General features: G+C 50.5%; 21 protein-coding genes. 7 read left to right on the forward strand and 14 right to left on the reverse strand.

Annotated elements, in window-relative coordinates:
- Positions 1-68: 68 nt before the first annotated feature.
- From P2W70_RS31420 to P2W70_RS31450, 7 genes are all read right to left on the reverse strand, one after another.
- The gene (locus P2W70_RS31420; protein ID WP_276485570.1) at positions 69-839 is read right to left on the reverse strand and encodes a ceramidase domain-containing protein; all 771 of its coding nucleotides are present in this window, start codon (positions 837-839) and stop codon (positions 69-71) included.
- A gap of 364 nt (positions 840-1,203) precedes the next feature.
- Entirely contained in the window at positions 1,204-1,734 is a 531-nt protein-coding gene (locus tag P2W70_RS31425) for a GNAT family N-acetyltransferase (protein ID WP_276485571.1), read from the reverse strand.
- Complete coding sequence (locus P2W70_RS31430) at positions 1,727-2,167, reverse strand: MarR family winged helix-turn-helix transcriptional regulator (protein ID WP_276485572.1); 441 nt, start codon at positions 2,165-2,167, stop codon at positions 1,727-1,729. Before P2W70_RS31430 ends, P2W70_RS31425 begins: the two co-directional genes overlap by 8 nt.
- 202 nt (positions 2,168-2,369) lie before the next feature.
- Positions 2,370-3,038: a hypothetical protein gene (locus tag P2W70_RS31435; protein ID WP_276485574.1), complete on the reverse strand. Its 669-nt coding sequence runs from the start codon at positions 3,036-3,038 to the stop codon at positions 2,370-2,372.
- Positions 3,039-3,120: 82 nt separating this feature from the next.
- Entirely contained in the window at positions 3,121-3,336 is a 216-nt protein-coding gene (locus P2W70_RS31440; protein ID WP_276485575.1) for a hypothetical protein, read from the reverse strand.
- Positions 3,337-3,754: 418 nt separating this feature from the next.
- Complete coding sequence (locus P2W70_RS31445) at positions 3,755-4,438, reverse strand: hypothetical protein (RefSeq protein ID WP_276485576.1); 684 nt, start codon at positions 4,436-4,438, stop codon at positions 3,755-3,757.
- A gap of 525 nt (positions 4,439-4,963) precedes the next feature.
- Complete coding sequence (locus tag P2W70_RS31450) at positions 4,964-5,794, reverse strand: RteC domain-containing protein (protein WP_276485577.1); 831 nt, start codon at positions 5,792-5,794, stop codon at positions 4,964-4,966.
- A gap of 444 nt (positions 5,795-6,238) precedes the next feature.
- On the opposite strand from P2W70_RS31450, the gene P2W70_RS31455 reads away from it, so the two are divergent.
- Complete coding sequence (locus P2W70_RS31455; protein ID WP_276485578.1) at positions 6,239-6,871, forward strand: Crp/Fnr family transcriptional regulator; 633 nt, start codon at positions 6,239-6,241, stop codon at positions 6,869-6,871.
- A gap of 14 nt (positions 6,872-6,885) precedes the next feature.
- On the opposite strand, the gene P2W70_RS31460 is transcribed toward P2W70_RS31455, so the two are convergent.
- Genes P2W70_RS31460 through P2W70_RS31470 form a run of 3 tightly spaced genes read right to left on the reverse strand, consistent with a single transcriptional unit; the run spans position 6,886 to position 8,425 of the window.
- Positions 6,886-7,305, reverse strand: coding sequence for a response regulator (locus P2W70_RS31460; protein WP_276485579.1), 420 nt, complete (start codon positions 7,303-7,305; stop codon positions 6,886-6,888).
- The gene (locus P2W70_RS31465) at positions 7,302-7,742 is read right to left on the reverse strand and encodes a response regulator (protein ID WP_276485580.1); all 441 of its coding nucleotides are present in this window, start codon (positions 7,740-7,742) and stop codon (positions 7,302-7,304) included. The genes P2W70_RS31460 and P2W70_RS31465 overlap by 4 nt, the downstream gene beginning before the upstream one ends.
- Before the next feature lie 26 nt (positions 7,743-7,768).
- Positions 7,769-8,425 carry a DUF6766 family protein gene (locus P2W70_RS31470; RefSeq protein WP_276485581.1) on the reverse strand — a complete coding sequence of 219 codons (657 nt, stop codon included), beginning with the start codon at positions 8,423-8,425 and terminating at the stop codon, positions 7,769-7,771.
- A 235-nt stretch (positions 8,426-8,660) separates the two neighbouring features.
- Between P2W70_RS31470 and P2W70_RS31475 the strand changes: the two genes are divergently transcribed.
- Positions 8,661-9,260, forward strand: coding sequence for a YciE/YciF ferroxidase family protein (locus tag P2W70_RS31475; protein WP_276485582.1), 600 nt, complete (start codon positions 8,661-8,663; stop codon positions 9,258-9,260).
- A gap of 93 nt (positions 9,261-9,353) precedes the next feature.
- Here P2W70_RS31475 and P2W70_RS31480 read toward each other — a convergent pair whose 3' ends face one another.
- Entirely contained in the window at positions 9,354-10,526 is a 1,173-nt protein-coding gene (locus P2W70_RS31480; protein ID WP_276485583.1) for a zinc-dependent alcohol dehydrogenase, read from the reverse strand.
- Between the two features lie 15 nt (positions 10,527-10,541).
- Positions 10,542-11,345, reverse strand: a complete 804-nt coding sequence (locus P2W70_RS31485) for an SDR family NAD(P)-dependent oxidoreductase (RefSeq protein ID WP_276485584.1) — start codon at positions 11,343-11,345, stop codon at positions 10,542-10,544.
- 222 nt (positions 11,346-11,567) lie between these two features.
- Between P2W70_RS31485 and P2W70_RS31490 the strand changes: the two genes are divergently transcribed.
- Both P2W70_RS31490 and P2W70_RS31495 read left to right on the forward strand, forming a co-directional pair.
- A complete protein-coding gene (locus tag P2W70_RS31490; RefSeq protein ID WP_276485585.1) occupies positions 11,568-12,776 on the forward strand; it encodes a PQQ-dependent sugar dehydrogenase in 1,209 nt (402 codons plus the stop codon).
- A gap of 4 nt (positions 12,777-12,780) precedes the next feature.
- Positions 12,781-13,731 carry a hypothetical protein gene (locus P2W70_RS31495; RefSeq protein WP_276485586.1) on the forward strand — a complete coding sequence of 317 codons (951 nt, stop codon included), beginning with the start codon at positions 12,781-12,783 and terminating at the stop codon, positions 13,729-13,731.
- Here the strand turns inward: P2W70_RS31495 and P2W70_RS31500 are convergent.
- Both P2W70_RS31500 and glgX read right to left on the reverse strand, forming a co-directional pair.
- Complete coding sequence (locus tag P2W70_RS31500; RefSeq protein WP_276485587.1) at positions 13,724-13,951, reverse strand: KTSC domain-containing protein; 228 nt, start codon at positions 13,949-13,951, stop codon at positions 13,724-13,726. The genes P2W70_RS31495 and P2W70_RS31500 overlap by 8 nt on opposite strands.
- 35 nt (positions 13,952-13,986) lie before the next feature.
- On the reverse strand, positions 13,987-16,140 hold the full coding sequence (gene glgX, locus P2W70_RS31505; protein ID WP_276485588.1) for a glycogen debranching protein GlgX: 2,154 nt from the start codon (positions 16,138-16,140) through the stop codon (positions 13,987-13,989).
- Positions 16,141-16,433: 293 nt separating this feature from the next.
- Between glgX and P2W70_RS31510 the strand changes: the two genes are divergently transcribed.
- From P2W70_RS31510 to P2W70_RS31520, 3 genes are all read left to right on the forward strand, one after another.
- The gene (locus P2W70_RS31510; RefSeq protein ID WP_276485589.1) at positions 16,434-17,414 is read left to right on the forward strand and encodes a TIGR03885 family FMN-dependent LLM class oxidoreductase; all 981 of its coding nucleotides are present in this window, start codon (positions 16,434-16,436) and stop codon (positions 17,412-17,414) included.
- 121 nt (positions 17,415-17,535) lie between these two features.
- A complete protein-coding gene (locus tag P2W70_RS31515) occupies positions 17,536-17,904 on the forward strand; it encodes a hypothetical protein (protein WP_276485590.1) in 369 nt (122 codons plus the stop codon).
- A 68-nt stretch (positions 17,905-17,972) separates the two neighbouring features.
- The gene (locus tag P2W70_RS31520; protein ID WP_276485591.1) at positions 17,973-19,028 is read left to right on the forward strand and encodes a chemotaxis protein CheB; all 1,056 of its coding nucleotides are present in this window, start codon (positions 17,973-17,975) and stop codon (positions 19,026-19,028) included.
- Positions 19,029-19,078: the final 50 nt, after the last annotated feature.

Below are 19,078 nucleotides of genomic sequence, written 5' to 3' on the forward strand. Positions count from 1 at the left end.
TAGAAAGGATAGATTGGACCATGATATTGGGTGTCCGAATATACGATAATTTTAAATACTTAGTACCCTTACGCCGGAAGTGCCAAAAGAGGCGATGCCTGGTAATACTTTTCATAAAACCGTACCATGTACCAGGTGGCCACCGCAGCCGCCAGGTGTTTGATAGAATGCCCGCTGAAGCCGATGGCGGCGAACAATTGCTCATCGTATACTTCGGCTACTTTGGCGACAATGTACCATAAGAATACCCAGATGAGAATGCGGATCTTTCGGTTCTTTTCCGGAGATCGGTATAGCCAATAAATGAGTGGGATAGCCAGCATGGGATAAAACTGCACAAATAAGTAAAACCGGAGATCGCCCCTCCCCTGCTGCTCCGTGTAATACCACCATCCCAGGCTCACAAAACCAACCAGCAACAATAGGTAGAATAACCGGTTGCCCCATTGCGGGGATATCCATTCGTAAACGGTAATCGCCAAAAAGCTCATGAAGATGATGGTCATGGGCAGCCGGTCAAACAATAGCCGGAAGTTGTCCGGCACCAGGTGGTAAAAGGCAGACCCAATTCCGGTCAATATGATACCGAGAAACAGTATGGTATACATGCGTTTGATGGCAGCGCTGGTGCTGGTAATGGTGAGGCAGTAAAGCCCATAACCACCAACAATAATAAAAGGCAGGTTGGTCAGCACGTTCCAGGCGTTGGAAATGCCCCAAAAACTAACCTGGTCGGCAAACTGGTGATAACTGGCAGGTTGACTGAATGGCTTTTGCAGCGCAGTAAGCACGATCAATACAATGGTTATGACAATAAGCGTAATCGACTTCTTATCCATAAGCAAGGTTCGTTTCAGATTCTACATTGAATATAACGAATAGCAGGTACAAAATAAAGCCCGCCTTAAAAAAAGCGGGCATTCCCATTCATATGCGTTAACCATTAAACCTTATCCTATATTCAATATACGTGGTACTATTTCGGATAGATTCACAAATCATAAATAAATTAACACTTACCTCTAAACGCCTTATTGACCTTTCTCGGGCACATTACGGTCGCTTACGGCCATACACTGATACCAACATATAAATTGAATTGGCAATTAATGAAGCTATACGGATATAGAGAACGATTCTCTTGGTCATCGACACGAGATTTAATAAAGTGCCAGGTAACCCATAATTTTAATCTTAACTTCTTCAAACACCAGCCGGCCGTCGTGTATTATTATTCAATTCATATCGCCTTTCCGTAACTAATCGACCAAAGGCATTCGTTTGCTTTTCTTCTGTCAGTTCAAAGCCGAAGCGCACGTACAGAGAAATGGCAGAATCCAACTCCGCTGTTGTCCATAAATAAGAATAGTCGTAACCTTTCTCGTTATGATAGTCGACGAATAACTGCATCAGCTTTTTACCCAAACCTATTCCCCTGTACGCTGAGTCAATATAAAAATAACGGAGTTGCGAACCATTTTTTTCTCGGTGCATCAGCAATACAAATCCGATGATATTTCCATCATCTTCGCAAACCCAAACCCGGTCCTTCTCAGGATCATAGGTGGTACAAAATTCATGCATACCTGCCAATGCGTACGACTCGAATGCTATCCCAAAATTGTATTCTTCGCTGTACAGCTTTGCCTGCCGGTAAATGGCGAAAGATAAATCGCCAGGAGCCAACTCTGTCCTGATCGTAATATCTTGCAAGGTTTTGTTTGCTTTACTCATACTTTATTCCTTTTTTCATCAACAACCTTATTTCTGCCATCTTCGTAATCAGGCGATTGCATTCGCTTTCCGACAGGTTTTTGAATAAGTCTTCAGCTTGTTTATCAGATGCCTTATCTAGTTTTTCAAATTCCTTTTTTCCCAGTTCAGATAGCTGTAATGCTACAACCCGCTTATCTTTGAGAGAATCAACCTTTTTGATCAACCTGGCTTTTTCAAACTTTTTTAGTATTCTGCTGAGATAGCCTTTGTCAATATCGACCAGTCCAATGATATCCGAAGCCGTCAATCCTTTACCATTATTCAACTCGAACAAGATGCGCGCCTCGATTAAGGAGTATTTACTGTTTAATATATGCTTATCGAGCAGGCCTACGATATCGGTATAAAACCTATTGAAACTTCTAAATTCCTGAATTTGTTCCGGCTTCATAAGGTCAAAGATCGGGCATATAGTTGACTTTGTCAACTATATTTAGTACCCTTACCAGCTAAACATTGATCTTAGGGAGATGTTCGAGCCCACTCTGCTCAAACTTTAAAAGATATTTTTATACTCGGAAATGATCAGACAAAAAACCCAGCCTTTATCGGCCGGGTTCAATCTGAGCTTAACCGGATTATTAAACCTTGATCTAGGGCGAATTACTTTTTATGAGTTCCCCATCCCACCCCACCACCATACCCGATAGCTCACGGGCTTTTAGAAAATCGCGCAGTTCACCAAGCGGTGCCAGGAAAGCCTTGTTTTCTGGAAGCAAGTCAGAAAACCGGATGAAGTGCACACATTCTACGCGCTCTCCAAACATGCGCTCACCCAGTACATTAAATACGGCCTGCTCGGCCATGATGTCCAGGTCATCGTGGGCATCCCTACCTACATCGACAAAGACCAGGAACGGTTTCCGGAACGTAAGCGAATTTCGCACGTCAAACCAAAACGACTCCCCGTCAAGTCCTGCTTCTGCCAGCTCTTCCCGAATGCCAGCTGCAACTGAGACGGGCGATATCAGCGATTCAAAATACCAGGCTGCCAGCCGCGGCGCTTTGTTGACCAACCGGTCAGCAGCCTTGAACGACTTTGCCCGTCCATGGGCTGTAATCAATAACCTGCCCAGTTTATGTACCCTATCGTCACTACAGGCGAGAAAGGCTTCCAGGTGACGGTCGTAGGCTGCCATATGCACCTCCAATTCGGCCATCCAATAAGCCTGTGCTGCCGGCGCCAGCTCATCATAACCGAGAAAGTGATGCTGGTTACGCCTGAACCATGCCCAAAAACGAGCTGCTTTGGTTGTTTTCATACAATGAATTTGATGTGGTGAATGATGGTTAAAAAGGACGCCCTCAGCCCGAGGGCGTCCTGAATGGATGGTCTGACCTTCCCTACTCTTCTTCGTTCAGTACCGCCGTTTGACTGACGGCGCCCATCACACTACCGGCTACGGCTACGTAACCTGCGATGGTATTCACGGCATCCGGCAGTTCTATCGGCGCTGCGAGTAAAGCGCCACTGGCGGCAGCCAGCGCCACGCCCAGGGTGCGCAGGAATTTGAAGAACTTGGGCGTTTTGGTGGTCATACGATTGATGATGTTGCTCATTGTTGATGTTTGAAAAATGAATAATGAAAATGCTGCTACTGATCATTGCCAGGATACGGATCGGCTCGGGCATTTGTATTCCCTGCGTTGCCTTTATGCCTCTTTGCCTTGGTGCCTTTCTTCCGGTGATCCGCCTCCCCAGCTGCCTGCCATCTCTGCGCAGAGAGCGCGGCAGCTGAGCGGGTGTAAGAACACGGTCCAATCGATGATCCGCGTGATAGCGGGACATGGCAGTGCCCGTACACACCAGGGGCGAACCTGTGGGTGTTGCGCGACGTGTGGTCCACGATGTTTGTTGGCTGAGGTGGTGGTCGCTGTAGCAACAGCGACCAGTGTCCTGTAGAAGGAGGATAGCCGCAACGGCGTGCCTGTGCGCCCTAACTTCGACTATTCACCGCACTGGAGGTTGGCTACTGGTTTACGGCTTGCTTACCGCAACAATTGCAGCTGCATTCGACTGGCCGGTCTTAAGGTCATAACTTACGCCGTTGATGTTTTGGTAGAACTCCACGCTCATAACAACAATGATGTTGTCGGGCGTATTGGCGGGAAAGTTTAGTACCATGTTTTCAGCCGGCCTCAAAACCTGGTCCCACCCGATCTCATTGGTGCTCACCTTAACATAGGTCGACGCGTCTGTCTCAAAATTCAGGGTAGCCAGCGCCAAAACCAGTTTGAAGTGGGTAGTCGCCTTCGGGCAGCCGATCAACACTTTCGGCACGAACTCAGGCATCGCAATAGTTGCCTGACCGGCAGCCCGGTCAATCGCAACGGTGTAACGAGGATAAACGATTTCGCGTAAGGGCACACGCCTGTTGAAATTGAATCCTTTCAACAACAGAAGATCACCATTTGTGACCGTACGTTCTCCCCTTTTACTGATAGGATCAGTACTAATCACCTTCGACAGTAATTTCACCAAACGGGTATGCGCATCATTGCTTTTAGCATATATCGTGAGCTCGCGAAATAGTTCACGAATAGACACCGACGCTTTACCCGATCGGGTAAACTCTGCCATGTTTTCTCTCGTACGCTCAAATACTGCATCATTCTGGACCTTTTCGGCTGTTACGCCATTGGCTGGAATTTTCTTCGCCATTTTTTTTTGATTTTTAGATGAATAAATAAGTTGGCCGGCCCAACTAACTAAATCGGTATAACCTGGCTGGTACCTGTGCAGCACTTCCTGCCGGGTACCTTTCGGATTGGTTGTTGTAAGCGGGGGACTGGTATGGGACTGGTACTGGACTGGTATGAAACTCCTATATAAGCGATACCAGTCTGCTAGGATATTCATAGGATCGGCATACAATAAACCAGCAAGTAGTGCCGCAGTCTGGTGCAAGTCGGATACGGGTGGAATATTATCGCCGCCGGGTATGTTTGCTTGTGTTGTCATATACATCAATTTTGATAACACAAAGCTGCGGCAATTACGCGACCCGATCTATATAGGAAGTATATACTATATACTTTTTTATTTTTGCAACAAGGCATAAAAAAAACGTCCAGTAAATGGACGTTCTAGTTAGTGTTTGACCTGGTTTATGTCGGGCCGTAAGACTTCTTTACGACAAAAACTATATAGTATATACCTATTATTACAGCAACTTTTTGGAGGAAATCATTTGTCCCGATCATCGAAATACTTCCTGTAACGTTCGATCAACCGGAGAAGAAACCGAAGTGGCTCTTTGCGACTTTCATTTTGCTGCGTCACCTGGCTATGAAGGCTAAGATCAACCGACCAACTTTCCTGAAAATGCTCCATGACCTCTTTCAAAGTGGCATTACCAAAAAAGCCGTCGAGGTAGAGGGCCTTTCCCAACTCACTCACCTCCGATGTCGATGCTGTACAACGCAACGTAGACTTTGAAGGTAAACGCACTGGAGCACTGGCGGGATGGTCCAGTTGTGACAAACGCCGGTCGACATACTGCATGTACAATTCTGTCGCCAGCAATTCGGCCAGTTGGATTTCACCAGCCGTTGAGCAGGGATCATCTATACTAAAATGTAAGGGATGGAAAAAAGCATCTTCATGGCCGCGTACAAAGTATTGCTCGTCCAGGGCATTGCTACCCGACTTGCAATAACACCAGAAGGAATCGTTTTGCGCTAAGACCTGGCTGGCTGCATCCAGCTCCCTGGCCAGGCGCTCCTTTTCCAGCTTGGGGGCGTTCAACTTGCCTAGCAGCAAATGCTGTACACGCTTATAATAGATATACCGGCTGGAAACCACCGCTTTGATATGCTTGAAAAAAAAGATCTCCGCTGCCCGGTCCGGGAAACCCTGCTCATTGACCGATTGCCTCAGTTGCCGCAGACTGTTGCGGCATTGTTGAATACGACTGGCATACACCGCAGGCGGGTCATTGTCCTGCGCCTCCAGTTCGCCGAGTTCATGGAGCAATGTTTGCAGCTGACGGGAAAATTGATCCGATTTGTTTTTCATACAAATTGATTTGAGTTTGTAGATATTGAATGCACGTGCCCTTTAACCGGCAGCGTGCTGCTATTACATTGTCACGTGGGCATCGGATCAAATACAGGGATATCGGAAAAGATTCGGTTGTGCGCGTTAGGCAGCAACAAAATTAATAGCGGTTAAGCATTCAAAAAATTAGCATATGCTAAGAAATTGCCGATTTGCCTGGTTGTTTTCAGGCATAAATTGACGTATGTTAATTTTCGAAGACGCCGCTTTTATCATCAACAACTTACCCGGGCCCATGCAGCGTCCATTGATCAACGATAATCCCTCATCCGGCAGCGAGCATGTTTGTGTTGTTTTATAAGTTTGTTTATATTTACGCTGCTTTTATCACCGTTAGTAGCCACTGTGTCCCAACCAAACAATCCAGAGATCATTTTATTCACCCAATAAAATGAATAGCACATGATCGATTGGATTGACCAGTTTTTCACCTACATCGAAAGCAAGAAAAAGCTGCCAGCGCAGACCCTTGACCAACTAAGGCTCCACATTGTCATCGAAAAAATCCCGAGGAATACCTGCATACTTCATTATGGCGCCATGAGCGACAAAATGTATTTTATTTGCCAGGGTGCGATGCGGGGCGAAATGCGGGAAATGGAGAACGAGGAATGGCAATACAAGTCATCTCGCTTTATGATGGAGCAGGAGATCGTCTTCAACGTAGAGAGTTTTGACGACCAGGTACCCAGCAGAGAAGCTATTTACACCCTGGAACCTGTCATCGCATTGACGATTAATCGCAATGAATACTATGACCTTGAAGCTGCCTTTCCTGAACTGGGTGGCCTTAGGGCAGACCTGGCTTTTGGGGTCATCAAGAAGGACAATAAACGTATCGAAGGCAAACAATCGCTCAACGTAGAGAAGCGAATTATATACCTCATAGAAAATGAACCGGAATGGATGAAACGGGTTCCCCAAATATACCTGGCGTCCTACACCTCCACTACACCAGAAAATTTCAGCCGCACCCTCAAAAAGATACGGAGAAAGGGCCTCAATAGAGATGGACAAACAAACGAACCATCCTGATCAATCGCCACCCCTCACACATTATTAATATGCTTGCACAGTTCCCAATAATCGAAGATCTTGGTCAGCATCGTACGGATCGTGCCCATACTCGCTGGTTTCATGAAATACCCCTGCACACTCAGTATATGGGCTTTCCGCACAGTCGATGGGTGGGCATTGGTAGAAATGAAGACAAAGGGGATCCCTTTTTGACGGAGATACTCGTCGGCTTGTATCTTCTCTTTGAACTCCAACCCATTCATCCTGGGCATATTGATGTCTGACAGGATAACAAATGGCTGCTCAGTGGTCGTGGAGAGGTATTGCAGGCATTCCTGACCGCCGTTAAAAAACCTGATCTGGTTGGGTATACCCATGTCACGGATGATTTCCGCATAAATATCCCGGTCATCCGGATCGTCGTCGACTATAATGATGGGCCCTTTTGTCATATGGTGGTTGAATGGTTGACGTCGCCATGCAAATGACCTTCCGCCAGTTGCTTAAACCAATGCGCAGTTGCAATGATCTCTTTCATCGTCAACCCCTTCGTGCGGCAGGCAAAGGCGCCGGCAGCCATTAAAGCCTCCTGCGCAGCGGGCGACACCAGGGTAGTGTAGATCACTACCGGTATATGCCCGTACCGGGTGCTCGCTTTTAAGGTGACAAGTAATTCGAGGGCCGAACTGCCAGGCAAGGAATTATCCAAAACGATGAGCGACGGATAAAGCGGTTGTTCTACCGTATCCAGGTAATGCATCAATTGCGCCCCATCTGCCAGTTTCTTAATGTCTGCTGCAGCACCAATCGCCAGGAAAGCTTCATCGAGCAACATCCGGTCATCGGCATCATCCTCCACCGCAACGATCTTAAAGGTCGCCGTACGCATATCTTTTTTGGGTATTTATAAAAAAATCATTCCCCTGTCTCCGCATGGGGTGCATCCACCGGCTTGGACTGCGGCGATCCTTTTTGCCGCAGAAAGATCGATAACACGATAATGGCAAATACACTCAGGAACTCACTCTGCCAGTTCTGAAACGATTCAAACCAAAAGCGGCTGTCGCCGATAAAGGCGCCCAGCGATTCCCGAGGCTTTCCCTGGCTGATCAGTTGTTCGTTCTCGTCTTTCAGGCTGCCATAGAGGTGCAGCAGAAAGGAGCCCGCAAACAAGAGCAGCAAAACGATCGTCAGCGAATGCTTATACACCGCCAGCACCCAGCCTCCCTTGCGTACCGGCCAGGGCGCACCGGGCCGGCTTGCGGAAGGTTCCCGGTCTACTTCTTCCTCCCCTTCACCCTTTTTTGACTCCGAGGAGCCTTTCTGGTACAGGAAGATCGTCAACCACACAAACAACGCCATTTGCAAAAACTCACTCTCCCAGTTCTCAAACGTGGCTTCTATAAAATGGCCCGATGTAATGTATTGAGCAGCTTGCACCGATGCCTGCCCTGCTTCTTCCCGCTCCTTATTGTACTCTTTCATACCCGTAACGAACTGGCCAACGATCGACACCAGGAAGAGCGCCAGGAAGATAATGGACAAACTGTTGTTTTTAATGAAACGCGCCATATACAATAGGTAGATGATCGTCGATACCAATTACGTACCAGCCGGTCACCGGCAAAGTTCAACCGCCATTGCCTGGATCACACAGGAGGAAAAGAAGGGAAAGACAATACACAATTAAGTGTCCATCCAATACCTCCTCGTACAGGAAAACCGTCTTCAATACACCATTCACGCTGCAATCCACGCTGGCACAGGCTTTGAACAGGTACCCTGAAAATAAAACAAACATATATTTATGGCAAAGACTAAAACACCCGCGAAAAAAAAGCAGTCAACTGCAAGCAGTGGTGCCGCTAAAGGCAATACACAACTGGAAAAGTTCTTCCTCGATTCAATGAAAGATATTTATTGGGCAGAAAAAGCGCTGACCAAGGCCCTGCCCAAGATGCAGAAAGCTGCTACAACCGAAGAGCTGCAGGAAGCCATCGGCACCCATCTCGTGCAAACCCAGGAGCAAGTAGGCCGTCTGGAGCAAGTATTCCAACTGCTGGGTAAAAAAGCCCAGGCAAAAAAATGCGACGCCATGGAAGGCCTGATCAAAGAAGGAGAATCGATCATTGAAGAAACGGAAGATGGAAGTATGACCCGTGATGTAGGGATCATCGCTGCGTCGCAAAAGGTAGAACACTACGAGATCGCTACCTACGGTACCCTGGTTCAATTGGCACATACCCTGGGACAGGAAGAGATTGCCGACATCCTGGCCACTACGCTGGACGAAGAAAAAGAGACTGACCTGTTGCTGACCGATATCGCCGAAAACAATGTTAATTGGGAAGCTGAGCAGGAAAATGGTGAAGATACAGATGACGAATCAACCGAGGAAGAAGAATAGTGTGTACCGACTGGTTCGCAAAAAAGAGCACCGGATCAACCGGTGCTTTTCTTTTTGCTACTATCTATAAAAGGTCGGATGGTTTAAATAACCCTATACTGCCCAGGGATCCAGTACCACCTTTACGCAATTGTCTTCTTTCTGTTTGAACATCGAATAGCCATCGGCTATCTTCGCAAGAGGCAAGCGGTGCGTGATGATGTCGTCGAGCACAACCCTGCCCTGCACCACATACTCCAGTAGTTCATCGATGTATTTCTGCGCCGGCGCCTGTCCGCCTTTCAGCGTAATACCTTTATCGAAGAACTGGCCAATCGGGAAATTGTCGTAAGTGGTGGGATATACCCCCAATACAGATACTGTTCCGCCGCGTCGCACCGCACTCATGCAAGCCTCCATCACTTTTACCGACCCCTTCTCCAGGTTGATCACTGCTTTGGCGCGGTCGAGCAGATCCCGGTCCGGCTCGAAGCCTACGGCATCGATGCAGGCATCCGCCCCACGATTATAAGTGACTGACCTGATTTGTTCAATCACGTTCTTGCCATTGCCTTCCCACAGGATGGTTTCGCAATTGGCCACGCGTGCTGCCTTGTCGAGCCGGTATTGTAACGTATCGATAATGAATACGCGACCCGCGCTCCGCAACCAGGCGCTTTTGGCGGCCATAATGCCTACCGGTCCGGCCCCAAAGATGGCGACGGTTTCCCCACCTTTGATATTGGCCCAGTCGATGCCGGTATAACCCGTGGGAAAGATATCAGTAAGAAACAATACCTGCTCGTCGGTCAGGTTGTCGGGCACCTTCCGCGGACCGTAATCGCCATAAGGCACCCGCACGTATTGTGCCTGTCCACCGTCGTAACCACCGTAAAGATCGGTGTAGCCAAACAAGGCGCCGCCCTTCTCCGTGAGCAAGCCACCCTCAGGGCCATAATTTTCAGGATTGCTATGTTCGCAATGCCCCGGCAACTGGTGGTTGCAGAAGAAACAATGGCCGCAGGCGATGGGAAACGGTACCACTACCCGATCGCCTCTTTTGAGGTTATTGACCGAACTGCCGGTTTCTTCCACAATGCCCATGAACTCGTGCCCCAATACCATGGGGCGTGGTTGCGGTATGCCGCCGGAATAGATGTGCAGGTCCGATCCGCAAATGGCGGTCGCGGTGACTTTCAATATAATGTCCCGTGGGTCCTTGATGATGGGATCATCGACCGTATCACAGGTGACCTTACCGGGTCCGTGTATAACTGCTGCTTTCATAATGGTAAAAGATGGTTAAAGACTTGAATATTTATTGACCGGCTCCTGTTTCTTTTTCATGTTATCGGCTACGGTGCTGTCGGGCAGTACGTTACTCATCGCCACATTGACCTTGTTGTGGAAGCCCGATACAACCATATCCTTACCCGCCATCAGCGCTTCATAACCATCTTTGGCCACCTTAGCCGCATCGTCCAGTTTGCCCTCCTGTACCACTTTCGATTCTGTCATCCCGGCTTTGTTGAAGAAGTCGGTATCGGTGGCGCCTGGCAGCAAAGCGGTGATTACTACCCCTGTATCTTTCAGTTCACTGCGGATGGCCTCTGTAAAGGACTGCACAAAGGCCTTGGTACCGTGGTACACCGACTGGTAAGGGCCGGGTGCCTTGCTGGCGATGGAGGAGAGGTTGAGGACCTTACCGTAGCCGCGGGCCACCATGTCTTTTACGAATTGCTTGGTCAGTATGACCAGGCTGCTGATGTTGAGGTCGATGATCGCGAGTTCGCGTTCGATGTCTGTTTCGATGAACTTACCGTACAGCCCCTGCCCGGCATCATTGACGAGCACATCGATGCGTATGCCCTTATGGATCATTTCTTCATAGACCTCGAAAGCACTTTGCGGGTGAAAGAGGTCTTTGTTAATCGTGATCACGTCAATGCTGAAAGCCTTCAATTCGGTAGCCGTATGCTGCAACGTCGCCTCGTCGCGGCCAACGATCACCAGGTGGTACCCATCCCGGGCAAACAGCCTGGCCAATTCATGGCCAATACCACTGGTAGCCCCGGTGATCAACGCATATTTTTTTTGTTGTGACATACTATTTTATTTGGTGAATACCGGTGCAGCAGCGATAACTATGCCCTATCAGGTTAATGAGCTACACTGCCAGCAGGTGGGAACTAAGTTCCCCGTGGCGTGGAGTATCATTGCTATTGCTTACCCCTCAATTACTGGCCGATGGTGACTTGTAGCCATAAGGCACCGATCACTGCCAGGGCACAAAGTTTGCGCGGCCGCTATTGATCAACCCAACTAAAAATGAAGACCTTCCTGCTCTTATCACTTGTTATCACACACCACTTTGTAGTACATGCCCAAAAAGGGCATCCGGCGAAGCAGCCAACTTCAGCCAACGTTCATACTTACTTTGCCGCCCACCAGGATTTTCAACCATCACTGGTGAGCAAATTAAAGGTGCCGACGGGCTTCAGGGTACAGGTGGCAGCCAGTGGGCTGGGCAAACCCCGTATGATGGCCGTAGGTGCCAACAATAGTCTCTACATCACCCGGCGCGATGTGGGTGATGTATTGCTGCTGCAGCAAATGGACGCCAACGGCCAATTCCAGTCGCTGAAAACCATTGTAGCGCAGTTCAACGGCGTACACGGCATCACCATTCATGACGGATGGCTGTACCTCTGCGCTACCAAAAAACTGACCCGCGGCAAACTTAATGCCGATGGTACTGTGGGCCCACTCGACACGCTGATCAATGACCTTCCTGATGGCGGCCAGCATGATAACCGCACTATTGCATTTGGGCCCGATAATAAATTATATGTAACGGTAGGGTCGGACTGCAACGACTGTAAGGAAACCAATCCCGAGCACGCTACCATCCTGCAAATGAATGCGGATGGCACCGAAAGAGTCGTTTACGCCCGCGGCCTGCGCAATACGTTGGGATTCGACTGGCACCCGCAAACCAGGGAGTTGTGGGGCATGGACCACGGCACCGACTGGCGGGGAGATGAGATACCGCCAGAAGAATTGAATAAGATCGTGAAAAACGGGGATTATGGATGGCCGCTCGTGTTTGGCAAACAGACCGTCGATCCTACCCGCGAAGACCCGGTAGGCAGTACCAAGGAGGCCTATGCCAAAACCACGCAGCCCGCCGTATGGCTTTTTCCTGCTCATGCGGCGCCCATTGATTTCCGTTTCCTGGGCAACGCCCCGCAGGCTAACTACCCGGCGGGTTATGCGACCGATGCCCTCGTCACCTGGCATGGCTCCTGGAATCGCCAGCAGCCGGAAGGGTTTAAAGTGCAACGTATCCGGTTTGTGAACGGACAACCCATTGCAGTCGAAGATTTCCTCACCGGCTTCTTTGATCCTGTGGCCAAAACAAGGTTTGGCAGGCCGGCCGGGCTGGCCATCGCCCCCAACGGCGTCATCTTTATTTCCGACGATGCAGGTGGCGTTGTCTACGCCGTGACAACCACAGCAACCACTGCTAAAAACTAATTACATGAAAACACTATTGATAGGATTTCTTTTGCTCACGGTCATCGCCCAGGGCCAAACCAAACGCATCAACTTCAAAGCGCCGATGTTTTACCCCGAAGGCGTTGTCTATGACGAGGCGGGCAAGCACTTTTTTGTAGGCTCTGTAAAAACAGCCACCATCGGCACCGTCAGTGAATCGGGTGATTTCAAGACGTTCTTTGCCGATACGACGCTCAAGTCCAGCTTTGGCATGAAGATCGATCCCCGGTCACAAAAACTCTGGGTATGCACGGGCGATCCCAATTACAGCGATTATGTCGACTCTGCCACATACAAAAAACAGATCAGGCTTATCGCCCTGGATCTCAAGACGGGTAAACGGACCCATGATATCGATCTATCCAATCTGTACCCCGGCAAACATTTTGCCAACGACCTGGTAATCGATGACGACGGAACCGTCTATATCACCGACAGCTATTCGCCGGTGGTGTACCGCGTGACTGCTGCCGGTAAGCCCGAATTATTTGCCCAGGATCCCCGCTTTGGGTCTGTAGACATCGGGCTCAATGGCATTGCCCTTACCAAAGAATACGTGCTGGTGGTCAACAACGGCACTGGTCAACTTTTTGTCATCAACAAGCAAAACCCTTCCCAAATCAGGCCGGTGAAGCAACCTGCTTTCTTTCCCGGCGCCGATGGCCTATTATGGGACAAAACAGGCCACCTGGTGTTGGTGCAAAACAAGGGCAGCCACAAGATCTACCAGTTGCGGTCTACCGATAACTGGCAATCTTGCCAACTGGTAGCCGCCACTTCCAGCGAAGACCGCTTTCTACAGCCTTCTACCGCTACCTTGAAAGGAAGTACCGTGTATGTCGTCAATTCCAAACTGAATGAACTCAGTGATCCTACCGCCAAACCATCTGAGGAATTCTCTTTGCAGGAAGTCGTTTTCCGGCCCGTTAAATAACTGCGCTACCAGCCGCATCGCCGGGCAGTATCTTTTCGAAGGCATACTTGCCTTTGATCTGCTGGTTATAAAAAATGCCTTTTTCCCGGAACCGGCGAAAGGCTTCTACCACTGCTTTGTCGACCTCGAAATAACGGTACCGGGTGCCGGTCACAAACTCGATGACCAGCACCCGGTTATCTTCGTCGTAATCGAACCGTTTGATGACTGTAGAGGGCATATCAATGCGTATCTACAACAACGCCATGCCAGTGTTTAGACCACATGTTGAGCATCGATGCTTTTGCCATTACTTTTCAGTAAGATCACCGACCGACCGCTGGCATTGACGACCTGGCCGGAGTGGTGTATGTCGGTATCTTCTTTCATAATACCATTGCCCGTATCGAGTATCTTGCGCCACTGCTGACCATATTCCGGTTTGGGCAGCTGGTAATCGACTGCTTCATGGTGGGCATTGAAGATGATGTAAAAGTTCTCATGGCTCACCACCTCGTTCTGCGGATCCTGTACATGGCTTTCCAGGCCATGCAGGTAGACACCCAGGCTCTTGGCAAAACCAGCCTGCCAATGCGTGTCTTGCATAGGCTCGCCTTCGGGCAAAAACCAGGCAATGTCTTCCATGCCCCCACCCGTGAGTGGCCGTCCACGAAACCAGCGGTTGCGACTGAATACGGGATGCTGCCGCCGCAGGTGGATGATATACTGCACAAATTGAAGGAGTTCCTGATCAGCCTTCGCCCAATCGATCCAGGAAAGCTCGTTGTCCTGACAATAGGCATTGTTGTTTCCTTGCTGGGTTTTACCCAGTTCATCGCCGGCCGTGATCATGGGCACGCCTTGTGACAACAACAAGGTGGCCAGTAAATTCCGTTGCTGCCGGCTACGCAGGGCATTGATATCCGGATCGTCGGTAGGGCCTTCGGTGCCGCAATTCCAGGAATGGTTCTCGTCTGCCCCATCACGATTCTCATCGCCATTGGCTTCGTTGTGCTTGTCGTTGTAGCTCACCAGGTCACGCAGGGTAAACCCATCGTGGGCGGTGATGAAGTTGATGCTGGAAGTAGGTTGACGGTTGCTGTTCTCATACAGGTCGGCGCTTCCTGCAAAGCGGGCGGCAAATTCGGCGAGCTTGCTATCGGCCCCTCGCCAGAAATCGCGCATACAGTCGCGGTAGCGGTCGTTCCACTCCGCCCATTCCGGCGGAAACTTGCCCAGCAGGTAACCTGTCTCGGTAATATCCCAGGGTTCGGCGATCAGCTTTACCTGCGAAATGACGGGGTCCTGGTGGATGATATCGAAAAAAGCATTGAGCCGGTCGGCATCGCGTAACTCGCGTACCAGGGCTGGCGCCAGGTCAAACCGGAAGCCGTCTACATGCATTTCCGTTACCCAATACCGCAGGCTGTCCATGATGAGGCGCAGCACATTCGGGTTGCCGGCATTGAGGGTATTGCCGGTACCGGTATAATCGTCGTAATAACGGGGACTTTCATGCCCGGGCCGGTAATAAGACTGGTTGTCGATACCGCGGAAAGACAAGGTAGGCCCGAGGTGATTGCCTTCGGCGGTATGGTTGTACACCACATCGAGGATCACTTCGATGCCTGCGTTGTGCAAGGCTTTGACCATCCGCTTGAACTCTTTCACCTGCTCGCCCAGCACACCGCTACTGGAATAGCGTACATCGGGGGCAAAAAAGCCGATGGTATTGTACCCCCAGTAATTGGTGAGCCCACGCTCGACGAGGTGACGGTCGGCCACATAATGGTGTACCGGTAACAGTTCGACCGCAGTAACACCCAGCTGTTTCAGGTAACGGATGGTGACCGGGTGGGCCAGGCCCGCGTACGTGCCGCGCAATTGCTCGGGCAATTCCGGATGCAATTTGGTAAAGCCCTTCACATGCAATTCGTAAATGACGGATTCATGATAAGGTATGTTCAGCGGTTTGTCGTTGCCCCATTTAAAGGCATCGTCTACTACGACAGATTTAGGAATATAGGGAGCACTGTCTACCGGTGAGGGATGCAGGTCGGCATCGGGGTGGCCGATCTCGTACCCAAACAGGGCATTGTTCCAGTCGATGCGCCCCGCGATGGCTTTTGCATACGGGTCGATCAGCAGCTTCGCGGGGTTGTGCCGATGACCCGCTTCGGGTTCGTAGGCACCATGAACCCGGTAGCCATACAGTTGCCCGGGCCGTATACCCGGGAGGTAGATATGCCATACCCCATCAAAACGATCGCGTATATTGATACGCAGCTGTTCTACATCCTGCTTTGCCTGGTCAAACAGGCACAACTCAACTGCCGATGCATGTGCCGCATAAAAAGCGAAGTTAACGCCCTTGCCGTCCCAGGTAGCGCCCAGTGGGTAAGGCTTGCCGGTTCTGGTAGTTAGTTTCATAGTAAGCCGATCTTGGTTTTCAATTCCTGTCTTGGATCACGCGCATAAAAAACATACCGGCTTTGGCGACACCGCTTAGGCCCTACAGGGTACACCAATGACTGATCGGCAGCAGGCATTTTCACAGTCAGGCTATTCAAATGTATTCCCCGAATTGAGACCGTCGGTCCACAGATACCCATACTGGTGCAACAACAGCAGGGCAACAGCGCTATACTATTTTGTGCAAAGATTGGTATTCGATTTGCGCAGAAGGCAATACCGTCACTTAATTATAAATAACTGCTAGTGTCATGTGCACCATCGCTTACCATGCTTCGCACGAACAATTTTCACCGGCCCACCTGCTGCAGTTGGTCATACAGGCGCAGGCGGCCGGCTTTGGCGCCATTCATTCTTCCGATCATTTTTACCCGTGGAGTGAACGACAAGGCCATAGTGGCTTTTCCCTCTCCTGGCTGGGTGCTGCTATGCAGGCCACTACCCTGCCCTTCAGCGTGATCTGCGCGCCAGGACCACGCTACCACCCGGCCGTGCTGGCGCAGGCAGCCGCTACCCTGGCCGAATTGTTTCCACGCCGGTTCTCCCTGGAGCTGGGCAGCGGCGAAGCCCTGAATGAAAACATTACCGGGGCACCCTGGCCACCCAAGCAACAACGCAATGAGCGCCTGCGCCAGGCAGCACAAATGATGCAGCGATTACTGGCCGGAGAAGAGATCACCGAGCAAGGACATTTCAACGCCGTTCAGGCCAGGCTCTATAGCTTACCGGCTGAACCACCGGCACTCTTTGGTGCCGCCATTACCGCAGCAACAGCGGCGTGGTGTGGACAATGGGCGGCGGGTTTGCTCACCACGGCGGGCGATCCGGCCGAAGTGCAGGAAAAGGTCGATGCATTTCGGCAAGGGGGCGGCGAAGGCAAACCTGTTTATCTGCAGTTTGCCTTCAGCTTTCACCCTGATCATGCCGTGGCGCTGCACAGCGCCCACGATCAATGGCGCTCCAACCTGGTATCAACGGGAGACCTGGCCGATTTCTCGCATCCACGGCAATTTGACGAGGCTTCGGCGAATATATCACCGGCACAGGTAGCAGAAAAGTTACCCATCATTTGTACTACACAAGACCTGTTTCGACAGGTGGACGCACTGGCTGCAACGGGAGCTAACCGGGTCATCCTGCACAATGTGAACCGTCACCAGGAATTGTTTATCCAGCAAGTGCAGGGTCACCTGCATAGGACTCGCCTCAAAGTGGGATTGGAAAGCTTTTAAACCATTGCCGCACAGCCCAATAATAACTCATTGCAGGTAGCTGGTAGTTGCCTGCGCATTAAAACACTTGGATGCACTATATCCCTGGCAACAATTGTGCATACCCTTAATAAACCTCTTTATGAAACGATTACCGGTTCTATTGTTAACCACCGCCTGCTGTTTTGCCGCCTGTATGAAAGACGGTACCTGGACTAAGGCCTGTCAACTCTCCACCGGGTTGCATACAGCCCCTGGCGATGCGAAAATCATGTATGAGATCACCGGCACCGGATCCGTATTTGTGAACCACGCTATTTATTACGATGCCGGTAACCCCATCAAAGTTGATAAACCTACCCTGCCGTTCGTGCTCACGTTGCCCGTACAGGCAGCCGACACGATCGGTTTGCAGGTGGAAGGACGGGCTATGGAAGGCAGACTCCAGATCAGGCATCGATTCATCATGGGTACCGATACCGTAACGACTACCGATGCGTGCGCCGGGTAAATCTGGCAACCACGGTGCCTCACCGGCGCCCCCAATTGTGGTGCGGTTTTGGTGGTTCAAGCAAACATATGAACAGGAATATCATCGTGCTGGGCGCTTCTGCCGGCGGTTTCGATGCGATCCGAAGCATAATAGCCGGGTTGCCCCGCCACCTGGAGGCAGCCGTCTTTGTCGTATGGCATATGGCTCCCGATGTCCGGGGCATATTACCTGACGTATTGAACACGCTGCAAACCTTACCCGCCGGTCATGCCATCGACCACGAACCGATCCGAAATGGACGCATCTATGTGGCACCGCCCGACCGGCATTTGCTGATCGAAAATGACCATATCCGGGTCACCCAGGGTCCCAAAGAAAACCGCTTCCGGCCTGCCATCGATCCCCTGTTCCGCTCTGCCGCCTTTACCTTTGGCACCCGTGTGATCGGTATCGTGCTCAGTGGAGGGCTCGACGATGGTTCGGCCGGCTTATGGACGATCAAGCAACGGGGTGGACTGGCCATTGTTCAGGATCCAGAAGAAGCCGACGTACCAGCCATGCCGCAGAATGCCCTGGCAACTATCGAGGCCGACTACATCCTGCGCACCGCAGATATACCCGCTGTACTGATCCGTTTGGTAAAGGAAGAAATGCCAAAGCCACTTCCTGGACCGGTAAGCGCCGAAGAAGTAGAGAAGACAGCCCGGGAGATCAACATCCAGCTGGAATCAGACACCTTGCAACAACACGTGATGGGGTTGGGCCAATTAAGCCCCTACACCTGTCCCGAATGCCATGGCGTACTAACCACGCTCCGCGAAGGCAACCTGGTGCGCTTCCGCTGTCATACCGGCCATGCTTTCTCCGCCGACAGCCTGCTCGCTTCGCTGACTGAAAACATCGAATCCAACCTCTGGAATGCGATACGGAGTATGCAGGAAAGCATTTTATTACTGAACCACCTCGGCGACCACCTGGCTGAGGCCAATCAGCCCAAGCTGGCTGCCGTGTATTTCAAGAAAGCCCGGGAGGCTGAATCCCGGTCGCGCCAGCTGCAGCAGATCGCGTACAACAACGAGTCACTAATGACGGCGGAATTGAACAAGCAGACAAAAACACCAGATAATAGATTCGGTAATTAGTCACAAAATCCGCACATCAACGGCTTTCTCCTGCAATCCAGTAACTTGCG

The organism is Paraflavitalea pollutisoli, from assembly GCF_029360705.1.
In the GTDB taxonomy this organism is placed as follows: domain Bacteria; phylum Bacteroidota; class Bacteroidia; order Chitinophagales; family Chitinophagaceae; genus Paraflavitalea; species Paraflavitalea pollutisoli.